Source organism: Anaerotignum sp. (genome assembly GCF_017483025.1).
Classification (GTDB): domain Bacteria; phylum Bacillota; class Clostridia; order Lachnospirales; family Anaerotignaceae; genus Anaerotignum_A.
This window is the reverse complement of sequence record NZ_JAFUMA010000047.1, coordinates 1-16652: the sequence shown is the minus strand read 5'-3', so window position 1 is coordinate 16652 and position 16652 is coordinate 1. Positions and strand designations below refer to the sequence as shown.

At 48.6% G+C, this 16652-nt stretch carries 17 protein-coding genes; 5 read left to right on the top strand and 12 right to left on the bottom strand.

Annotated elements, in window-relative coordinates:
- Nucleotide 1: 1 nt before the first annotated feature.
- On the top strand, nt 2-766 hold the full coding sequence (locus tag IJ369_RS03965; protein ID WP_290716247.1) for a TatD family hydrolase: 765 nt from the start codon (nt 2-4) through the stop codon (nt 764-766).
- Nucleotides 767-1198: 432 nt separating this feature from the next.
- On the top strand, nt 1199-1996 hold the full coding sequence (locus IJ369_RS03960; RefSeq protein ID WP_290716245.1) for a 3D domain-containing protein: 798 nt from the start codon (nt 1199-1201) through the stop codon (nt 1994-1996).
- A gap of 44 nt (nt 1997-2040) precedes the next feature.
- Here the strand turns inward: IJ369_RS03960 and IJ369_RS03955 are convergent, their stop codons facing one another.
- Nucleotides 2041-2520 (bottom strand): pyridoxamine 5'-phosphate oxidase family protein, encoded by a 480-nt coding sequence (locus IJ369_RS03955; protein ID WP_290716243.1) that lies wholly within the window; start codon nt 2518-2520, stop codon nt 2041-2043.
- A 163-nt stretch (nt 2521-2683) separates the two neighbouring features.
- Here IJ369_RS03955 and IJ369_RS03950 point away from each other — a divergent pair, with 163 nt between their 5' ends.
- Nucleotides 2684-2986, top strand: coding sequence for a metal-sensing transcriptional repressor (locus IJ369_RS03950; RefSeq protein ID WP_290716241.1), 303 nt, complete (start codon nt 2684-2686; stop codon nt 2984-2986).
- A gap of 16 nt (nt 2987-3002) precedes the next feature.
- Nucleotides 3003-5552, top strand: a complete 2550-nt coding sequence (locus IJ369_RS03945) for a heavy metal translocating P-type ATPase (protein WP_290716238.1) — start codon at nt 3003-3005, stop codon at nt 5550-5552.
- Between the two features lie 34 nt (nt 5553-5586).
- On the opposite strand, the gene dusB is transcribed toward IJ369_RS03945, so the two are convergent.
- From dusB to ftsH, 8 genes are all read right to left on the bottom strand, one after another.
- Nucleotides 5587-6552, bottom strand: coding sequence for a tRNA dihydrouridine synthase DusB (dusB, locus tag IJ369_RS03940; protein ID WP_290716235.1), 966 nt, complete (start codon nt 6550-6552; stop codon nt 5587-5589).
- 235 nt (nt 6553-6787) lie between these two features.
- Entirely contained in the window at nt 6788-7555 is a 768-nt protein-coding gene (locus tag IJ369_RS03935) for a type III pantothenate kinase (protein ID WP_290716232.1), read from the bottom strand.
- Between the two features lie 15 nt (nt 7556-7570).
- On the bottom strand, nt 7571-8350 hold the full coding sequence (locus IJ369_RS03930) for a type III pantothenate kinase (protein ID WP_290716230.1): 780 nt from the start codon (nt 8348-8350) through the stop codon (nt 7571-7573).
- 89 nt (nt 8351-8439) lie between these two features.
- Nucleotides 8440-9081 (bottom strand): ECF transporter S component, encoded by a 642-nt coding sequence (locus IJ369_RS03925; RefSeq protein WP_290716228.1) that lies wholly within the window; start codon nt 9079-9081, stop codon nt 8440-8442.
- 247 nt (nt 9082-9328) lie between these two features.
- Complete coding sequence (locus IJ369_RS03920; protein WP_290716226.1) at nt 9329-9703, bottom strand: DUF6145 family protein; 375 nt, start codon at nt 9701-9703, stop codon at nt 9329-9331.
- Nucleotides 9704-9705: 2 nt separating this feature from the next.
- Nucleotides 9706-10506 carry a biotin--[acetyl-CoA-carboxylase] ligase gene (locus IJ369_RS03915; RefSeq protein ID WP_290716224.1) on the bottom strand — a complete coding sequence of 267 codons (801 nt, stop codon included), beginning with the start codon at nt 10504-10506 and terminating at the stop codon, nt 9706-9708.
- Nucleotides 10507-10569: 63 nt separating this feature from the next.
- Complete coding sequence (locus IJ369_RS03910) at nt 10570-10971, bottom strand: thioesterase family protein (RefSeq protein WP_290716222.1); 402 nt, start codon at nt 10969-10971, stop codon at nt 10570-10572.
- Between the two features lie 2 nt (nt 10972-10973).
- Nucleotides 10974-12908, bottom strand: coding sequence for an ATP-dependent zinc metalloprotease FtsH (ftsH, locus tag IJ369_RS03905; RefSeq protein WP_290716220.1), 1935 nt, complete (start codon nt 12906-12908; stop codon nt 10974-10976).
- A gap of 244 nt (nt 12909-13152) precedes the next feature.
- Here ftsH and IJ369_RS03900 point away from each other — a divergent pair, with 244 nt between their 5' ends.
- Nucleotides 13153-13938, top strand: a complete 786-nt coding sequence (locus IJ369_RS03900; protein WP_290716218.1) for a nitroreductase family protein — start codon at nt 13153-13155, stop codon at nt 13936-13938.
- Between the two features lie 38 nt (nt 13939-13976).
- Here IJ369_RS03900 and hpt read toward each other — a convergent pair whose 3' ends face one another.
- The 3 genes from hpt to IJ369_RS03885 all read right to left on the bottom strand — a co-directional run.
- Nucleotides 13977-14507 (bottom strand): hypoxanthine phosphoribosyltransferase, encoded by a 531-nt coding sequence (gene hpt, locus IJ369_RS03895; RefSeq protein ID WP_290716216.1) that lies wholly within the window; start codon nt 14505-14507, stop codon nt 13977-13979.
- The gene (tilS, locus tag IJ369_RS03890; protein WP_290716212.1) at nt 14504-15862 is read right to left on the bottom strand and encodes a tRNA lysidine(34) synthetase TilS; all 1359 of its coding nucleotides are present in this window, start codon (nt 15860-15862) and stop codon (nt 14504-14506) included. The genes hpt and tilS overlap by 4 nt, the downstream gene beginning before the upstream one ends.
- Before the next feature lie 70 nt (nt 15863-15932).
- Nucleotides 15933-16652 (bottom strand): PP2C family protein-serine/threonine phosphatase (locus IJ369_RS03885; protein WP_290716208.1); only part of this gene is annotated, 720 nt, incomplete at its 5' end.

Below are 16652 nucleotides of genomic sequence, written 5' to 3'. Positions count from 1 at the left end.
TATGAAATATTTTGAATCCCACGCCCATTATGACGATAAGAGATTCAGAGAAGATAGAGAGGAGCTCCTGCGGGAGCTTCTCCCTGCTTCCGGGGTAAGTCATGTCATCAATATCGGCTGCGACGTGAAAAGCTCCGAAATGAGCATCCGTCTGGCGGAAAAATATGACTATATCTACGCTGCCGTCGGCGTACACCCCCATGAACTCTATGATATGTCCTCTCAGACCATCGAAAAGCTGAGAAAGCTGAGCAAACACCCCAAGGTAGTTGCCATCGGTGAAATCGGTCTGGATTATTATTATGATACCCACCCCCGGGAACTGCAGCGCTTCTGGTTCAGACAGCAGCTGCGTCTGGCGGAAGAAACAGGTCTGCCCGTTGTCATCCATTCCCGCGATGCTTCTCAGGAAACCTTCGATATCATTCAATCTTCCACCGTACGCCGTGGCTCCATCCACTGCTATTCCGGCTCTGCGGAAATGGCGAAGGATTATGTGAAAATGGGCTTCCACATCGGCGTTGGCGGTGTAGTCACTTTCTCCAATGCAAAAAAACTGGTAGAAACGGTAGAGGCTATCCCCATTGAAAGCATCCTCATCGAAACGGACTGCCCTTATCTGGCACCTGCCCCCAACAGAGGCAAACGAAACGATTCTACAAACCTGAAATACGTTGTGGAAAAAATTGCTGAAATTAAAAACATAACACCGGAAAAAGTAGCAGAAATTACAGAAAATAATGCGAAATCTCTGTTTTTCAAATAAAAACTTTCAGAAAATTTTTCCACCCCGAAAAAAGCGGAGCAAAACCCCGAAAACCCTTTAAAATCAAGGCTTTCCGGGGTTTTATCTTTCTGAAAAAGTTTCATTTTTTTGCCATTTATTTTAAAAATAATCACCATATTTTTTAAAAAAGGTTGCGTAATTGTTACAAATGTGTTAATATATTGACTGTAGAAAGAATAAAGATATATCAGAACGATATGTCTTTTATTTTTTGCAGTCAAGAAAATAAGGCGTAAACATTATGCGGAAGTGACGACTCCCCGTGTAAATACGACTGCGACCGTCCCCCATTCAAGGACGGGAGAGAGGCATAAAAATCTAACTCATGTCTATCATCTAATAACTACAAGGAGCGACATCCCCTGCCCTTCCCACACAAAAAGGCAGTACGGCTCGTTCAAGGAGGTAAAAATGAAAACACATCTTAGAGTATTTGCTATCGTAGTATTTATATTGGTAATCGGCTGCGGAACAGCATCTGCTTACAGCAAATCCGAAAATATGCAGTCTGTAGTCATCAATATTGATGGCGCACCCAGAATGGTCTCCACAGACAAGACCACAGTTGGCGAACTGCTGGCTGATCTGGAAAACACAATCGATACAGAATACTTCCTGGAAGGCGCAGACGAAAGCGACCCCATCGAAGCAATGATGACACTGTCCCTGACATCTGTAACAGAAAAGACAGTGGCAGAAACAAAAACAATCCCCTACAAGACCATCGAAAAAGAAAACCCTAACATGGAATACGGTGAATCCAAAGTGATCCAGGAAGGGAAAGATGGCGTATCCACAATCATCAGCAAAGAGATCTATCACGGTACTGAACTGATGGATACAAAATTTGTGGAAGAAAAAGTTACAACAGCAGCACAGAATAAAATCGTTGAAGTTGGCACAGCCCACTACATCAACGGCGTTAGATACACTAAAGCCATCAGCGCAAAGGTAACCGCTTACACACCCTTTGACGCAGGCTGCAACGGCATCACAGCCTCCGGCACAAAAGCCGGCTACGGCACCGTTGCTGTAGACCCCAAGGTGATTCCTCTGGGCTCTAAAGTTTATATCCCCGGTTACGGCACAGCAATTGCTACAGATACCGGCGGCGCTATCAAAGGCAACCGCGTAGACGTTTGCTACGGCTCCAAAGCAGAAGCATTCGGCTGGGGCGTTAGAAACACAACAGTATATGTTTTAGCATAAAAACAAACCCGTTCTCTTAAGAGAACGGGTTCTTTTTTTATTTTTTATTTTTCATTTACTTTTCCAGACAAAGTTTCCATATCGATACGGACAATGCCTGTGGCATCCATTTTGGGCAGGATATACTCCTCATTGTCCTTGAATGTGCCCGGTGCGTATTTTTTCGCCACCAGCCAGAGGGCATGGAGTTTTTCTTCTTTTTCCTCCACGATGGTTGCAATGCCTTCTGCAACGACGCTTTCATAGCGGTGGGTAAATTTTTCAGGGTCAATATAAGTATTGGAAACACAGGTCACACAAACCTTGGGGTTCTGGCGGATATTCTCCAGTTTTCTGCCTGCGTTTGCCGCACAGTGGAAATAGATTTTATCACCTTCGACTACATGGGAAACAGCCACGCCATAGGGCTGTCCTTCTTTATCGGCTGTCATAATGATGGCATATTCTGCATTTTTGATAATTTCTCTGGCTCTTTCTTCTGAAACCAGTCTGTCTTTTCTTCTCATCGGATGTCCTTGCTTCATCTGAATCCCTCCCATCTGGTTTCAGTCTAGCACAACGAAATTTTCTGCGCAAGATGATACCATTTCTCAGGTGGCAAAACCCCTCTTGACTTATACCCCCAAGGGGTATATAGTAGTATTGCATACCCCCAAGGGGTATCTTAAGAGAGATATGGAGGTACTTATGGAAAAAAACTGTTGTTGTACACATAAGACAAAACATCGTTCGGAAGAAGAATATAAATCTCTGATCAATCGTCTCAACCGCATTGAAGGTCAGGTACGAGGTATCCGCAAAATGGTGGAAACAGACACTTACTGCACGGATATCCTGACACAGGTCAGCGCCATTCAGGCGGCACTGAACGCCTTCAACCGCGAACTTCTGGCAAACCACATCCGTACCTGTGTGATGGAAGACATCAAAAACGGGAAAGATGAAACCGTAGACGAACTGGTGCAGACATTGCAGAAATTAATGAAATAAACGGAGGTGTTCCGACTTGAAACAAAAATTCGACGTGACGGGCATGACCTGTTCCGCCTGCTCCGCCCATGTGGAAAAGGCTGTGCGGAAGCTGGAAGGCATCGATACCGTCAGCGTAAACCTTTTGAAAAACAGCATGGTCGTGGAATATGACGAAAATGCACTGAATACAGACGACATCATCAACGCCGTAAAAAGCGGCGGCTACGGCGCAAGCCTGCAGGGCGCAAACAATGCTTCTGCGGCAAACGAGCCCCCCAAAAACGTGGCGCTGGAGGAAATGGCAGTGATGAAAAAGAGACTCATCTCTTCCTTCTGCTTCCTTATCCCCCTGTTCTATGTCTCCATGGGGCATATGATGGGCGCACCCTTGCCCGCCATCCTGACAGGCCATGAAAACATCATGCTTTTCGCCCTGACCCAGCTGGTGCTGGCAACGCCCGTCCTCATTATCAATAAGAAATTCTTCGTAGTCGGCTTCAAAGCCCTGGCAAACAGAGCCCCTAACATGGACTCTCTGGTTGCCCTTGGCTCTGCGGCTTCCTATATTTATAGTATCTTCGCCATCTACGCCATGGGCTATTACCTTGGCCGCGGCGATCTGGAAATGGCACACCATTACGGTATGGAACTGTACTTCGAAGGGGCGGCAATGATTTTAACCCTCATCACCGTGGGCAAATTCATGGAAACCCGTTCCAAAGGCAAGACTTCCGAAGCCATCAGCAAGCTGATGGACTTAGCACCTAAAATGGCAACCGTTCTGAGAAACGGCAAAGAACAGGAAATCCCCATCGAACAGGTCATCGTAGGCGATATCATCGTGGTACGCCCTGGTCAGAGCATCCCCGTGGACGGCAAGATCATCGAAGGCTTCTCCGCTGTTGACGAAAGTGCCATCACTGGCGAATCCATTCCTGTGGACAAGCAGGTGGGCGACACCGTCATTGGCGCAACAGTGAATAAAACAGGCTTCTTCAAAATGGAAGCCACCCGTGTTGGCAATGATACAACATTGTCTCAGATCATCAATCTGGTGGAAGAAGCCAGCGCATCCAAAGCACCCATCGCTAAACTGGCGGATACCGTCAGCGGTATTTTTGTTCCTGTCGTTATTACGATTGCAATCATCGCAACAGCGGTCTGGATGTTCGTTGGTCATCCCTTCTCCTTTGCCCTTTCCATCGGTATCGCCGTTCTGGTTATCTCCTGCCCTTGCGCATTGGGTCTGGCGACTCCTACAGCCATCATGGTTGGTACAGGCAAAGGCGCAGAATACGGTATTCTGGTGAAATCCGCAGAAAGCCTTGAAATCGCCCATAAAATCGACACCGTCGTTCTGGACAAAACAGGCACTCTGACAGAAGGTCACCCCATCGTGACAGACGTAATGCCCGCCCCCGGTGTACTGAGAAATCCTTTCTTGAGAGCGGCGGCTTCTATCGAAGCATTGTCTGAACATCCTCTGGCAGAGGCTGTGGTGAACCATGCAAAAGAAGCAGAAATCAGCCTGAACGATGCGGAAAATCTGCTGGCTACGGCAGGTCAGGGTATCGAAGCAGACGTAAACGGCAAGCATATCCTCGGCGGTAACCTGAAAATGATGCAGGAAAGAAATATCGACCTGAAAGGCTTTGAAGAAAAAGCCATCACCCTTGCAGAAGAAGGCAAAACACCGCTCTTCTTCGCAGAGGGCGAAAAATTCCTGGGCGTGCTGGGCTTAGCGGACACATTGAAGCCCACCAGCAAGGACGCCGTTGACGCATTTCATAAAATGGGCATTGACGTAGTCATGCTGACGGGGGATAATAAACGTACAGCCAACGCCATCGCAGAAAAACTGGGCATCCACGCCATCGCGGAGGTTTTACCCCAGGATAAGGAAATGGAAGTGCGCAGACTGCAGGAAAGCGGCAAGAAGGTCGCCATGATCGGCGACGGCATCAACGACGCCCCTGCCCTGACAAGAGCAGACGTGGGCATCGCCATTGGCGCAGGCACAGACGTTGCCATGGAATCTGCAGATATCGTGCTGATGAAGAGCGACCTGCTGGATGCAGTAACAGCCGTGCAGCTGAGCCACGCCACCATCAAGAACATCAAACAGAACCTGTTCTGGGCGTTCTTCTACAACACATGCGGCATTCCCCTGGCGGCGGGCGTATTCTACACAGCCCTGGGCTGGAAGCTGAACCCTATGTTTGCGGCAGCGGCCATGAGCTGCAGTTCCGCGTTCGTTGTAGGCAACGCATTACGCTTGAAGCTGTTCAAACCAACACACCAGGAACTCTACGCTGCAAAAGCGGCGCAAGTGATAGATGAAAAAGAAAATGATATTCCAAATGAGGAGGAAGTAATGATGAAAAAAGTACTGAAAATCGAAGGCATGATGTGCCACCACTGCACAGGCAGAGTTGACAAAGCCCTGAATGAAATGGACGGCGTGAAAGCAACTGTTTCCCTGGAAGGCAAATCTGCCGAAGTGGAACTGAGCAAAGAAATCAGCGATGAAGAACTGGTGAAAGTGGTAACAGACGCCGGCTACGAAGTAGTAGACATTCAGTAAAATAAAAAAGACCGGAAATCCGGTCTTTTTTATTTTACTTATGACTTTCCAGATACCCTCTCAGAAGGCTTTCCAGTTCTGCTCTGTTTTCTGCATAGTTCAGCTTGCCGCGCAGTTCCGCCGCACCGGGCATCCCTTTCATATACCACGCCATATGCTTTCTCATTTCACGTACACCGATATATTCACCCTTATAATCGATCAGCATCTGCGCATGGCGCAGGGCCTTTTCCACCCGTTCTTCCGCCGTGGGTTCGGGCAGCAGTTCGCCTGTATTCAAATAATGCAAAATGCGTTTGAAGATCCAGGGATTCCCCTGAGCACCTCTGCCAACCATGATGGCATCACAACCTGTATGCTCCAGCAGATTTTTGGCATCCTGAGGGGTAAAGATATCGCCATTGCCGATAACGGGAATGTTTACAGCCTCTTTCACCTGTTTGATGATATCCCAATCCGCCTTACCACTATAATACTGCTCTCTTGTTCTGCCATGAACCGCCACAGCAGATGCGCCATTTGCTTCGGCAACCTTTGCAATTTCCACAGCGTTCACATGGTCATCATCAAAGCCCTTACGGAATTTGATGGTCACGGGCTTAGACTGGCTTTCCACCAGGGACTTTACAATTTTACCCACCAATTCAGGCGTTTTCATCAGACAAGAGCCTTCGCCGTTCTTGACGATCTTCGGCGCAGGGCAGCCCATATTCACGTCGATGATATCGATGGGGTACTGCTCTATTTTCTTCGCCATCGCACCCAGGATTTCAGGATCGGAGCCAAACAGCTGCACCGCAACAGGGCGTTCCTTCGGGTCGATCTCCAGCAATTCTGTTGTATTTTTATTATCGTATAAAATGCCCTTGGCGCTGACCATTTCAGAGTATACCAGTCCGCAGCCCATTTCCTTGCAAAGCAGGCGAAAAGGCAGGTCTGTCACGCCCGCCATAGGCGCCAGGAACACGTTATTTTCCAATTCTAAATTTCCAATTTTCATAATATTCTCCCTTCTTGAGGGCTTTGCCCTCAAACTCCCACCAAGGGAGTCACTCCCTTGGAACCCCGTTGCGGCAAAGCCACTAGCTAAGGGGCAAAGTCCCCCAATGGATACCGCAAAACCATGTACATGGTTTTGCAAATGGGGGTCTGGGGCATCATGCCCCAGCGGGGAAGTGGGGTGGCACCCCACGGTCTTAAGAGAAAAACAGACGATTCTCTCGTCTGTTTTTATTTTACTTATTTTTTTCGTATAAAATACGCAAACCCTTCAAAGTCAATACAGGGTCAAGTACATCGAAAATTTCATTGTTGGGGTCGATGACCTTCGCCAGCCCGCCCGTAGCGATGACCTTCATATCAGGCATGTTCAATTTTTCCTTGAACTCCTCGATAATATACTTTGTCTGGCCGATATGCCCCAGCACCAGGCCCGCCTGGAAGCTATCCACGGTGTTTTTCGCGATAATAGACTTGGGCGCCTTGATCTCGATCTTGGGCAGCTGTGCCGCCTTCTGATAGAGGGCATCAGCGCAGGAAGAGATACCCGGTGTGATAAAGCCAGTAATAAACTCATTCTTTTCATTGATCACATCGAAGGTATTGGCTGTACCATAATCGATAACGATGGCAGGGCCGCCATAGATCTCATTGGCCGCCACCAGGTCGACGATTCTGTCGGCGCCAACAGATTTGGGGTCATCGCGCTTGATTACGATGCCTGTTTTCATCCCCACGCCTACGATCATTGGTTCGATATTAAAGTATTTACGAATGCCCTGTGTCAGGGAATACATGATATCAGGCACAACAGAAGAAATGATGACCGCTTCGACCTTTTTTGCATCGATCCCCGCTGCATCAAACAGGCCATGGATGCAAATACCTGTTTCGTCAGCAGTGCGATTGCCGCCGGTGGTCATTCTCCAGCAGTTGACCAGTTCCTCCCCATCATATAAGCCTAAAACAAAGTTGGTATTACCAACGTCGATTACCAAAAGCATCTGCTTTCCTCCTACTTATCTCCTGCCCTTATTTTTCGCATAGATCAGACGCAGGCCATGCAGCGCCAGAACAGGATCATATACATCAAAAATACCTTTTTTCTCTTCATGGATCACTTTGCCCAGACCGCCTGTCGCAATAACCTTCATATCAGGACATTTAAAATGTTCTCTGATTTTTTCGATGATATATTTCGCTTCGCCAATATGGCTCACCACCAGGCCCGCCTGCATGCTTTCCACAGTATTTTTCGTAATTACACTGCCGGGATTTACGATCTCAAATTTAGGCAGATTTGCCGCCTTCTGTGTCAGGGCATCTGCACAGGTCTGCAGCCCGGGAGCTGTGATACCCGTCAGGAATTCGCCCTTTTCACTGACAACGTCGAAAGTGGTCGCCGTACTGTAATCCACAACAATGGCAGGGCCGCCATAAAGTTCGTGGGCTGCCACCAGGTTGACGATACGATCGGTACCCATTTCCTTGGGGTTTTCCATACGCAGGTTAATCCCTGTTTTGATACCCGCACGAACCACAATAGGATCTTTTTTCAGGAATTTCTTGATACCATTGAGCATGGAATACATCACATTGGGCACAACGGAAGAAACGATGATCGCCTCGATATCGTTTACGGAAACATCGGAATATTCGAACAGATTGCGAATCATCAGCCCCGTTTCATCGGAGGTGCGCCCGCTCTGGGTGGAAAGACGCCAGTTTGCCACCAGCTTATCCCCATCAAATACACCGAAAACCATATTCGTATTGCCTACATCGATTACCAATAACATAAACCTTCTCCTATTCGGAATTTAAATTTAAAGAACGGCGCAGGAAATCCATCCTGCGCCGTATGCATTTCTATTTTATGTATTCAAACTTAAACGACCTTTTTATATAGCGTTCTGCTGACAGCCTTGGAAACGATGCCGCCTGCGATACAGCTTGCGGGCATTTCCAGTGCGCCATTGATGCCTACGAACAGGACTACAAATACAAAAGGATTTACGTTGCCGAAAGCCTGATTGAAGCCCTGGATATAATCTGTATTCCAGAAACACAGCAGCAGTGTGCTCATGAAGAACAGGGTATTCAGGAAAGCTGCAAAGAAACCGCCTACAAAGAAACATACTGTTTTCTTTTTATCCAGCTTCTGTGCTGCCAGGAAGATCACACCTGTCAAAAAGCCCATCAACATTCTGGTAGGGATACATGTGACGAATGTACCCAGAGGGCTGATGTTAAACAGCATCGCACTGAAAGGAGAAGCACCTGTCATTGCCTGATAAAAGCTTGTTGCACCGAAGACGAAGCCCAGCCACGCGCCCGCCTTGGGGCCCATCAGCATTGCGCCGATGCCTACAGGGATCATCATCAGGGAAATATCCAGACCAAAGGTATGGAAATAACCCAGGGGCGTGAAGCTCATTACCAACAGGATACCTGTCAGAAGACCCAGCGTTGTCAGATCGCGAGCTGACATTTTGCTCTTCTTTGTTACTGTGTTTGTTGTTTCGCTCATTTGAAATAGCTCCTTTCATTCTCATTCTTATCTTTGCCATAGGGCTATGAGATATAAGATGATTTGGAATATTGTTTACAGACTGCCTGTCCCGCTGGAAAGAAAAGCCGATATGCCTGCCCATTTTTCAGGGTCATGCTATCCTTTTCCTTATTTCCCACCGTTCCACATAATCTTCATTCATTATAACAGCAAATGTGAATATTACAATATTTTTTTCAATTTTTTCCCTGTTTTTTGCCTATTTTTACAGGGCTTTGCCCTCTGCAGCGGCTCTGTGCATCAATTCCTGCTTCGCCATTTCGCCTTCTTTTGTGCAGAAAATCACATACCACAGTTCCATCGCGCGGAACAGTTCCAGTTCTTCCTTCTGCAGGCGTTTGATCTCCAATTCTGCGCCGATATCGTCAAAATCGAAATCGCCTTCATGCTTTACAGTTTCAAAATACACATCGCCGTTGTCATCAAAGCCAACGATGAAGGTACAGTTCAGTTTTTCCGCCATATACACGCAGATCTTTTTCAGATCTTCCTTGATGGCATCGGGCAGGAATTTGAATTCCGCTTCCATAAAATATTTCTGTTCTTTATTATTGGCTGCTGCCAGTGGTTTTCTTGCCATTGTTATTTCTCCTCTCCTCTGATGGATACTTCCCCGGAAAAGACCACTTCTTCCCTTCCCGTATCCTTTCTTCTTACGATCAGCTCCCCATCGGGGGTGATATCCAAAGCCGTGGCCAAGTAAGTCTCTCCGCCGATGACGCGCACTTCTTTTCCCATATTCAGACACTTTGCACGGTATCTTTCCTTAAAGGGGGCAAATGTACCGCCCTCTGCCAGAAACTCCTTATACAGCGCCTCAAAGCAGGCCATTGCCCGCCATACCATTTTACAACGGTCATACTCCCTGTTGCTTTCCAGGTACAGAGATGTGGCGATGTCCTTCAATTCTTCGGGAAACTCCTTCGTATTCACATTGATGCCCATACCCACGGTGATGGAATGGATGGATTCCATGTCGCAGTCCATTTCCGTCAGGATGCCCACCAGTTTCTTTCCATTCAGCAGGATATCATTAGGCCATTTGATAGCGGGTTCGAGTCCCGTTATCTCCTCGATGGCTTCCGCCAGGGCGATGCCCGCCAGAAGGGTCAGGGTGGATGCCTGGGTTGGCTGGATATCCGGCCTGAGCAATAAACTCATCCAGACGCCGCTGCCTGCAGGCGCCTGCCAGGGGCGGCCTCTTCTGCCGCGGGCTGCTGTCTGCAGCTCTGCTACCGCCAGCGTGCCTTCGGGTTTACCTTCCAGCGCCAGATCGCGGATGCGGTCATTGGTAGTATCCGTTTCTTCATAAAAATACAGGGGATGTCCCATTTTTTCTGTTTTCAGGGCATTTTCCAACACCTTCTGATTATATTCGTTCATAAAGAACCTTCTTTCAAAAAAAGGCACTGGTGGGATTCCACCAATGCCCATTTTCAGTTTTTCTTATTTGTCGCCTTTTTTGTTTACTCTGCCCAGGAATTTGCCCAGTTCGATGATGGCACGGCCATGTGTGCCTTCGCAGATCTTATCTACTTCATCATAAGCTTTTACGGAGTATGTCAGCAGTTTGCCTTTTACTTCTGTAATTTCTGTTACCACGCGAACCTTCATGCCAACGGGTGTTGCAGCCAGGTGAGCCAGGTTGAATGTTGTACCTACTGTTTCCCAGCCTTCGGGCAGGAAGGGTGCTACTGTGCCGATGGCTGTGCCTTCGATCCAGGAGATCAGTCTGGGGGAAGCAAATACGGGCACGTTGTCGTTGCCGAAATGTGTTGCTGTATCGCCTTCTTCTACGATAAATTCTTTTTCAAATGTCATGCCGGGTACGATGTTGTTGAAATCCATGGTTAAATCTCCTCTCTGTTTTCCATATCTGTTGTTTCTGTGGATGTTTCTTCTGCGGTTTCTTCCACTTCATTTGCGATGCCCAAAATTTCATTGCGCACCTTCTGGTCAAACAGAGCACGGAATTCGTCCCCTGTCACCTTTTCTTTTTCTACCAGCAGCTTTGCGGTAGCATGGAGCATTTCCATATTTTCTTTCAGGAGGCGTTTTGCTTCCTGATAAGCTTCTGTTACGATACGGTTGACTTCCTGGTCGATGGCAGTTGCCACGCCTTCACCGTAGTTTCTTTCCTGACCCCAGTCTCTGCCAATGAAAACTTCATTGCTGTTGCCGCCAAACTGGATAGGGCCCAGCAGTTCGCTCATGCCGTATTTTGTTACCATATTTCTGGCCAGAGCTGTCGCACGTTCGATGTCGTTGGAAGCGCCTGTGGTGATGTCTTTGATGACCAGTTCTTCCGCCGCGCGGCCGCCCAGCAGGCTGATGATCTCCTGTTCCATCATCATTTTTGTCATATACATTCTGTCCTCACCGGGCAGGGGCATGGTGTAGCCGCCGGCCATACCTGTAGGGATGATGGAAATGCTGTGGACAGGGTCCAGTTCGCTCAGCACTTCGAAGAGAATCGCGTGACCGCCCTCATGGTATGCTGTGATGTATTTTTCTTTTTCAGAAATAACTCTTGTTTTCTTTTCTGTACCAACGCCGATCTTGATGAGAGCCTTCTGGATCTCTGCCATATCGATCTTCTTTTTACCGTCTCTGGCTGTCAGCAGGGCTGCTTCATTCAGAAGGTTTGCCAGGTCTGCACCGGTGAAGCCTGCTGTGGTCTGCGCCACAACTTTCAGGTCTACTTCGGGCGCCATGGGTTTGCCCTTTGCATGGACACGCAGGATTGCTTCTCTGCCCTTTACGTCGGGTCTGCCAACGTAAACCTGTCTGTCGAAACGACCGGGACGAAGCAATGCAGGGTCCAGGATATCTGCACGGTTTGTTGCTGCGATGATGATAACGCTTTCATTGATGCCGAAACCGTCCATTTCAACCAGCAGCTGGTTCAGGGTCTGTTCTCTTTCATCGTGACCGCCGCCAAGGCCAGCGCCTCTGCGACGACCCACAGCGTCGATTTCATCGATGAATACGATACTGGGAGAGTTTTTCTTCGCCTGTTCGAACAGATCACGGACACGGGATGCACCAACGCCGACGAACATTTCTACGAAGTCGGAACCGGAAATGCTGAAGAAAGGCACGCCCGCCTCACCAGCAACGGCTTTTGCCAGCAATGTTTTACCTGTACCGGGAGGGCCCACCAAGAGGACACCTTTGGGAATTCTTGCGCCCAGGTCTGTGAATTTCTGGGGAGCTTTCAGGAAGTGTACCAGTTCTTCCAGTTCCGCTTTTTCTTCGTCACAGCCTGCAACGTTATCGAAAGTCACTTTATTTTCGCCTTCCACGCTCATTTTGGCCTTGCTTTTGCCAAAGTTGGCCATTTTGCCGCCGCCACCCTGCATGCGATTGAACAAGAGGGTAAATACGATGATCATCACGATCAGCATGATGAGGGATGGTACGATCTGGGAAAGCATGCTCTGTCTCTGCAGTTCCCCAACCTCTACCTTGATATCATTTGTCACAACTTTTTCATCCAGTTCTGCCTGCAATGTGGAGATACTGGGTACGTTTACACTGATGATGCTGCCGTCTTTCAAAGTGGCTTCTGCAGTACCGTAGTCGCTGACTTCTGTGCTTTTTGCCACTTCCACGGATGCAACGTTATTTGCTTCCAGTTCCTTCATCAGGTCACTGTAAACATAGGCTTCCTGGGCCGTTTCCTTTTCCTGGGGGAGCATCTGGGGGCCTGTATAAGCCAAAGCCGCCAGGATCACAACGAATATCAGCACATAAAGCCCTATGGATTTGAAATATTTGTTCAAGAGCGTTCCTCCTTATACTCATAAATTTTTTGACTATCCCAACCTCTTTACCCCACAGAGGTTAGACCATATCAATTTATAATTGTAGCATACTTTAAAAAGAAACGCAACGCAGTATTTCGGCGGAAAGAACGAAAAAACTGCTGAAAATCCGCCGTTCTTTTCCTCCCGAGAAATGTTGTTTCTTTACTTGGGAAATCTTCTGTGTTATGCTGAAAAAAGAGATTGAAAAGGAGGCGTTTTTATGGTATCCATTGATCGAAGAAAATGTATTGGCTGTGGCCTTTGTGTGAAAGATTGTTTCTTTCAGGTGTTACATATCGAAGAGGGGAAAGCCAACGTTTCCGGCGGCTGCTTTGAATGTGGTCATTGCGTGGCGGTCTGCCCCACAAAAGCCGTTTCCATGCCCAATCTTCCCATGGAAGAGGTGCGGGAATATGACGATTCCTGCAGGATGGACCCGGAAAATCTGCTCCATTTCATGCAGTTCCGCCGCAGTGTGCGCCAGTTCAAACAGGAGCCTATCCCGAAATTCCTGCTGGAGACCATTATCGAGGCAGGGAGATATACCCCCACCGCTGCCAACCGACAGGATGTTTCCTATATCGTAGTGCAGGATACGCTGGAAGAAGTAAAGCCCATCCTTTGGGATGGATTGAAAAAAATGCTCCAAGGCGGAAAAATGGGACCCTATGCACCTCGACTGCAGAAGTTCTGCGACGAGCATGACGCCGACCCCAATGAGGACAGACTCTTCTGCCATGCAGATGCCATGGTGCTGGTGCTGACAGATAATCCTATGAATGCCTGTCTGGCTTCCACTTCCATGGAACTGATGGCCCAGTCCCTTGGCGTAGGTGTATTGTACAGCGGCTTTTTGCAGCGTACCATCATGGCAACACCCGAAGCTAAGGAGAGCCTCGGCATTCGAGAAGAACAGTACCTCTGCCCTGTCATGCTGATGGGTATCCCCGCTGTGAAATATCAGAGAACTGCCCCCAGAAAAAAAGCAAACGTAAGCTGGAAATAAAAAAAGCCGTAAACCAAAAGGTTTACGGCTTTTTATTTTTAGTCTTCGTCGAAATGGAGAATACCTACATAGGGCAGATTTCTATATTTCTGGGCATAGTCCAGGCCATAACCAACCACGAAAGCATCGGGGATGGTGAAGCCTGTATAGTCGCCTTTGATATCTACCACACGGCGGTCAGGTTTATCCAGCAGAGTAACGAGTTTCAGTTTTTTGGGGTTTCTGAATTCCAGCAGTTCTTTCAGTTTTTTCAGTGTTCTGCCAGTGTCGATGATATCTTCCACGATCAGCACGTTTTTGCCGTTGATATCGTCATCCAGATCCAGTTTCACGTTGACATTACCGGAGCTGACTGTGCCGTCACCATAGCTGGAAACGCTCATAAAATTCAGAGAAACGGGCATTTTCATTTTTTTCGCCAGATCAACCGTTACAACAACCGCGCCCTTCAGTGTGCAGATCATTTCTACAGGTTCGTCACCGAATTCCTTATATAACTCCTCTGCCAGCTCTTCCAATCTCTTGTCGATTTCTTCCGCTGTCAGCATTACTTCTACTCTTTCCTTCATTCCTGTACCCTCCGTATCCGAATCCATAAACATCGAATCGTCTGCTCATCGGCTTTGCAGGCCTCCGAACTGCGCAGGTTCGGCGCCCAAAGCACCTCTTCCCCCATGGCGATGAGGGGATAGGCCTCCCGCTCTTTTCTGGGGATCTTTTCATCGATGAACCGGTCCTTGATTTTTTTCCTGCCGTTTTTCAGGCGGATAAAATCGCCTGTTTGCCTTGTTCGACAGAAAAGTTGTTTTTTTATTTTATCATAATCGAATACTTTCGTACAGGTTTCCTCAGAAATTTCATCAAATTTTTCATGGAAAGAAAGCATCACGGCAATGCCCGCTTCCCAAATGAGGACTTCTTCGCCCATGGGAAGATGGTAGCAGTAGCCCTTCGCCTTTTCTTTTTTCAGAGAAAGGACCAGCGCCTCATAGCGGTTTTCGGCGCGGATACCTTCCAGAAAATCACGGCTTTTGCCCGTTTCCTTCGTCAACAAGTCTTCCAGGGCCTTGATCTGCGCCTGGGAAACGTCAGTTTTCAGAAAATGGGCCATAGCTTTCCGCAAAACACGACGGCGCATGGCGTGATGCAGAGCCTTCAGCTTTTCCCGATGCAGATGCACTTCCTCCACGGCAGAGGGCAGCTGCACCTGTTCATAGAAAAGCAAAGCCTGCTGTTCCAGAAAATCCTCTTCCTCCCCCAGAAGGGATGCCGTTTCCGCCATGTGTTCCACTGCCTTGGGGTTGATCTCCTGCAAAACAGGCAGCACTTTCAGGCGCAGTTTGTTTCGGGTATATTTTTCCTGGCTGTTGGTGGCATCTTCCCGCCAATCAAGATGATTTTCCCGGCAATACTGCTCGATTTCCTCTCTGCTGCAGAAAAGCAGAGGGCGGCAGATATTTTCCCGCACGGGAGACATACCCGCCAGACCCGTCAGGCCTGTCCCTCTGCAAAGGCGCATAAGCATCGTCTCCGCCTGGTCCTTCTGGTGATGGGCAACGGCAATGCGTCCTCCTTCGCCGGCCGCTTCGCGGAAAGCGGCATAGCGCAGGATACGTCCCGTTTCTTCCTCGCCAAGGCCGCGAACCCCGGCTTCTTTCGCCACATCATATTCCTTTACGATACAGGGGATACCCAGAGAAGCGCAGAATCCCTCCGCAAAACGAGCGTCCTCGTCGGCTTCTTTTCCCCGCAGACCGTGATGGACATGGACGGCGGTGATGTCCCATTGAAATTCTTCTTTCATGCCGCAGAGAAGATGCAGCAGTGCCACGGAATCCGCCCCGCCGGAAAGCCCCACGATGAGCTTTGCCTTTTGGGGAAACATATGAAATTGTGCGATGGTCTTTCGTACTTTTTCCCGCATATTCGTCTCCTAAACTGGTATGTAACCATATTATCATTACTCTACACGAAATCGGAAAAATACGCAATATTCACGCACGTTTTCGCCAGAAACGGCTTGCCAGAACGGTCATATCGTCCCTTCTGCCCTCTTGCCGCTCCTTCTTTGCTTCCTGCAGGATATAATCCGCCGCATCCTGGGGGTTCGACATAGGGAAAGCTGTCAATTTCCCCTTCAGCCAGATGCCCGTCTGTTCTTCGCCGCCAAGGGCATCGGTGATGCCGTCGGTCACCATCAAAATCATGTCTCCATCCTTCAGCAGCATCTGGTTTTTCTCCGCCTCTACCTGCTTCAAAATACCTGCAGGCAAAGTGGTGGTACGGAGGGAAATGACCCTGTTGTTGCGCCAGATATAGGTCGCCACAGCCCCCAGCTTGATGAACTCCGCATGCCCATCAAACAGGTCTATGTGACAGATATCCAGCGTAGCATAGGTCTCTTCGCCCCGCCGCAGCAAAAGAGCCGAGTTTATCATCCGCACTGCCAGCTCACGGTCAAAGCCGGCTTCCGTGAATTGTTCCAGCAGTTCGATGGCGATACGGCTTTCCTTCGCCGCCGCTTCTCCCGTTCCCATACCATCGGAAAGGGCAAGAAGGGCATTTCCCCGCTCCGTTTCCAGAAAGGCCGCCGCATCCCCCGTAGGTCTGCCCTCTTCTGCAGGGGCAACGGCTGTGGCTGTGGTCAGGGAGAAGGCGGGCTCTTCGCAAAAATGCAGGGTACATTGATGCCCTTCCGCATCCATGGAACAGGT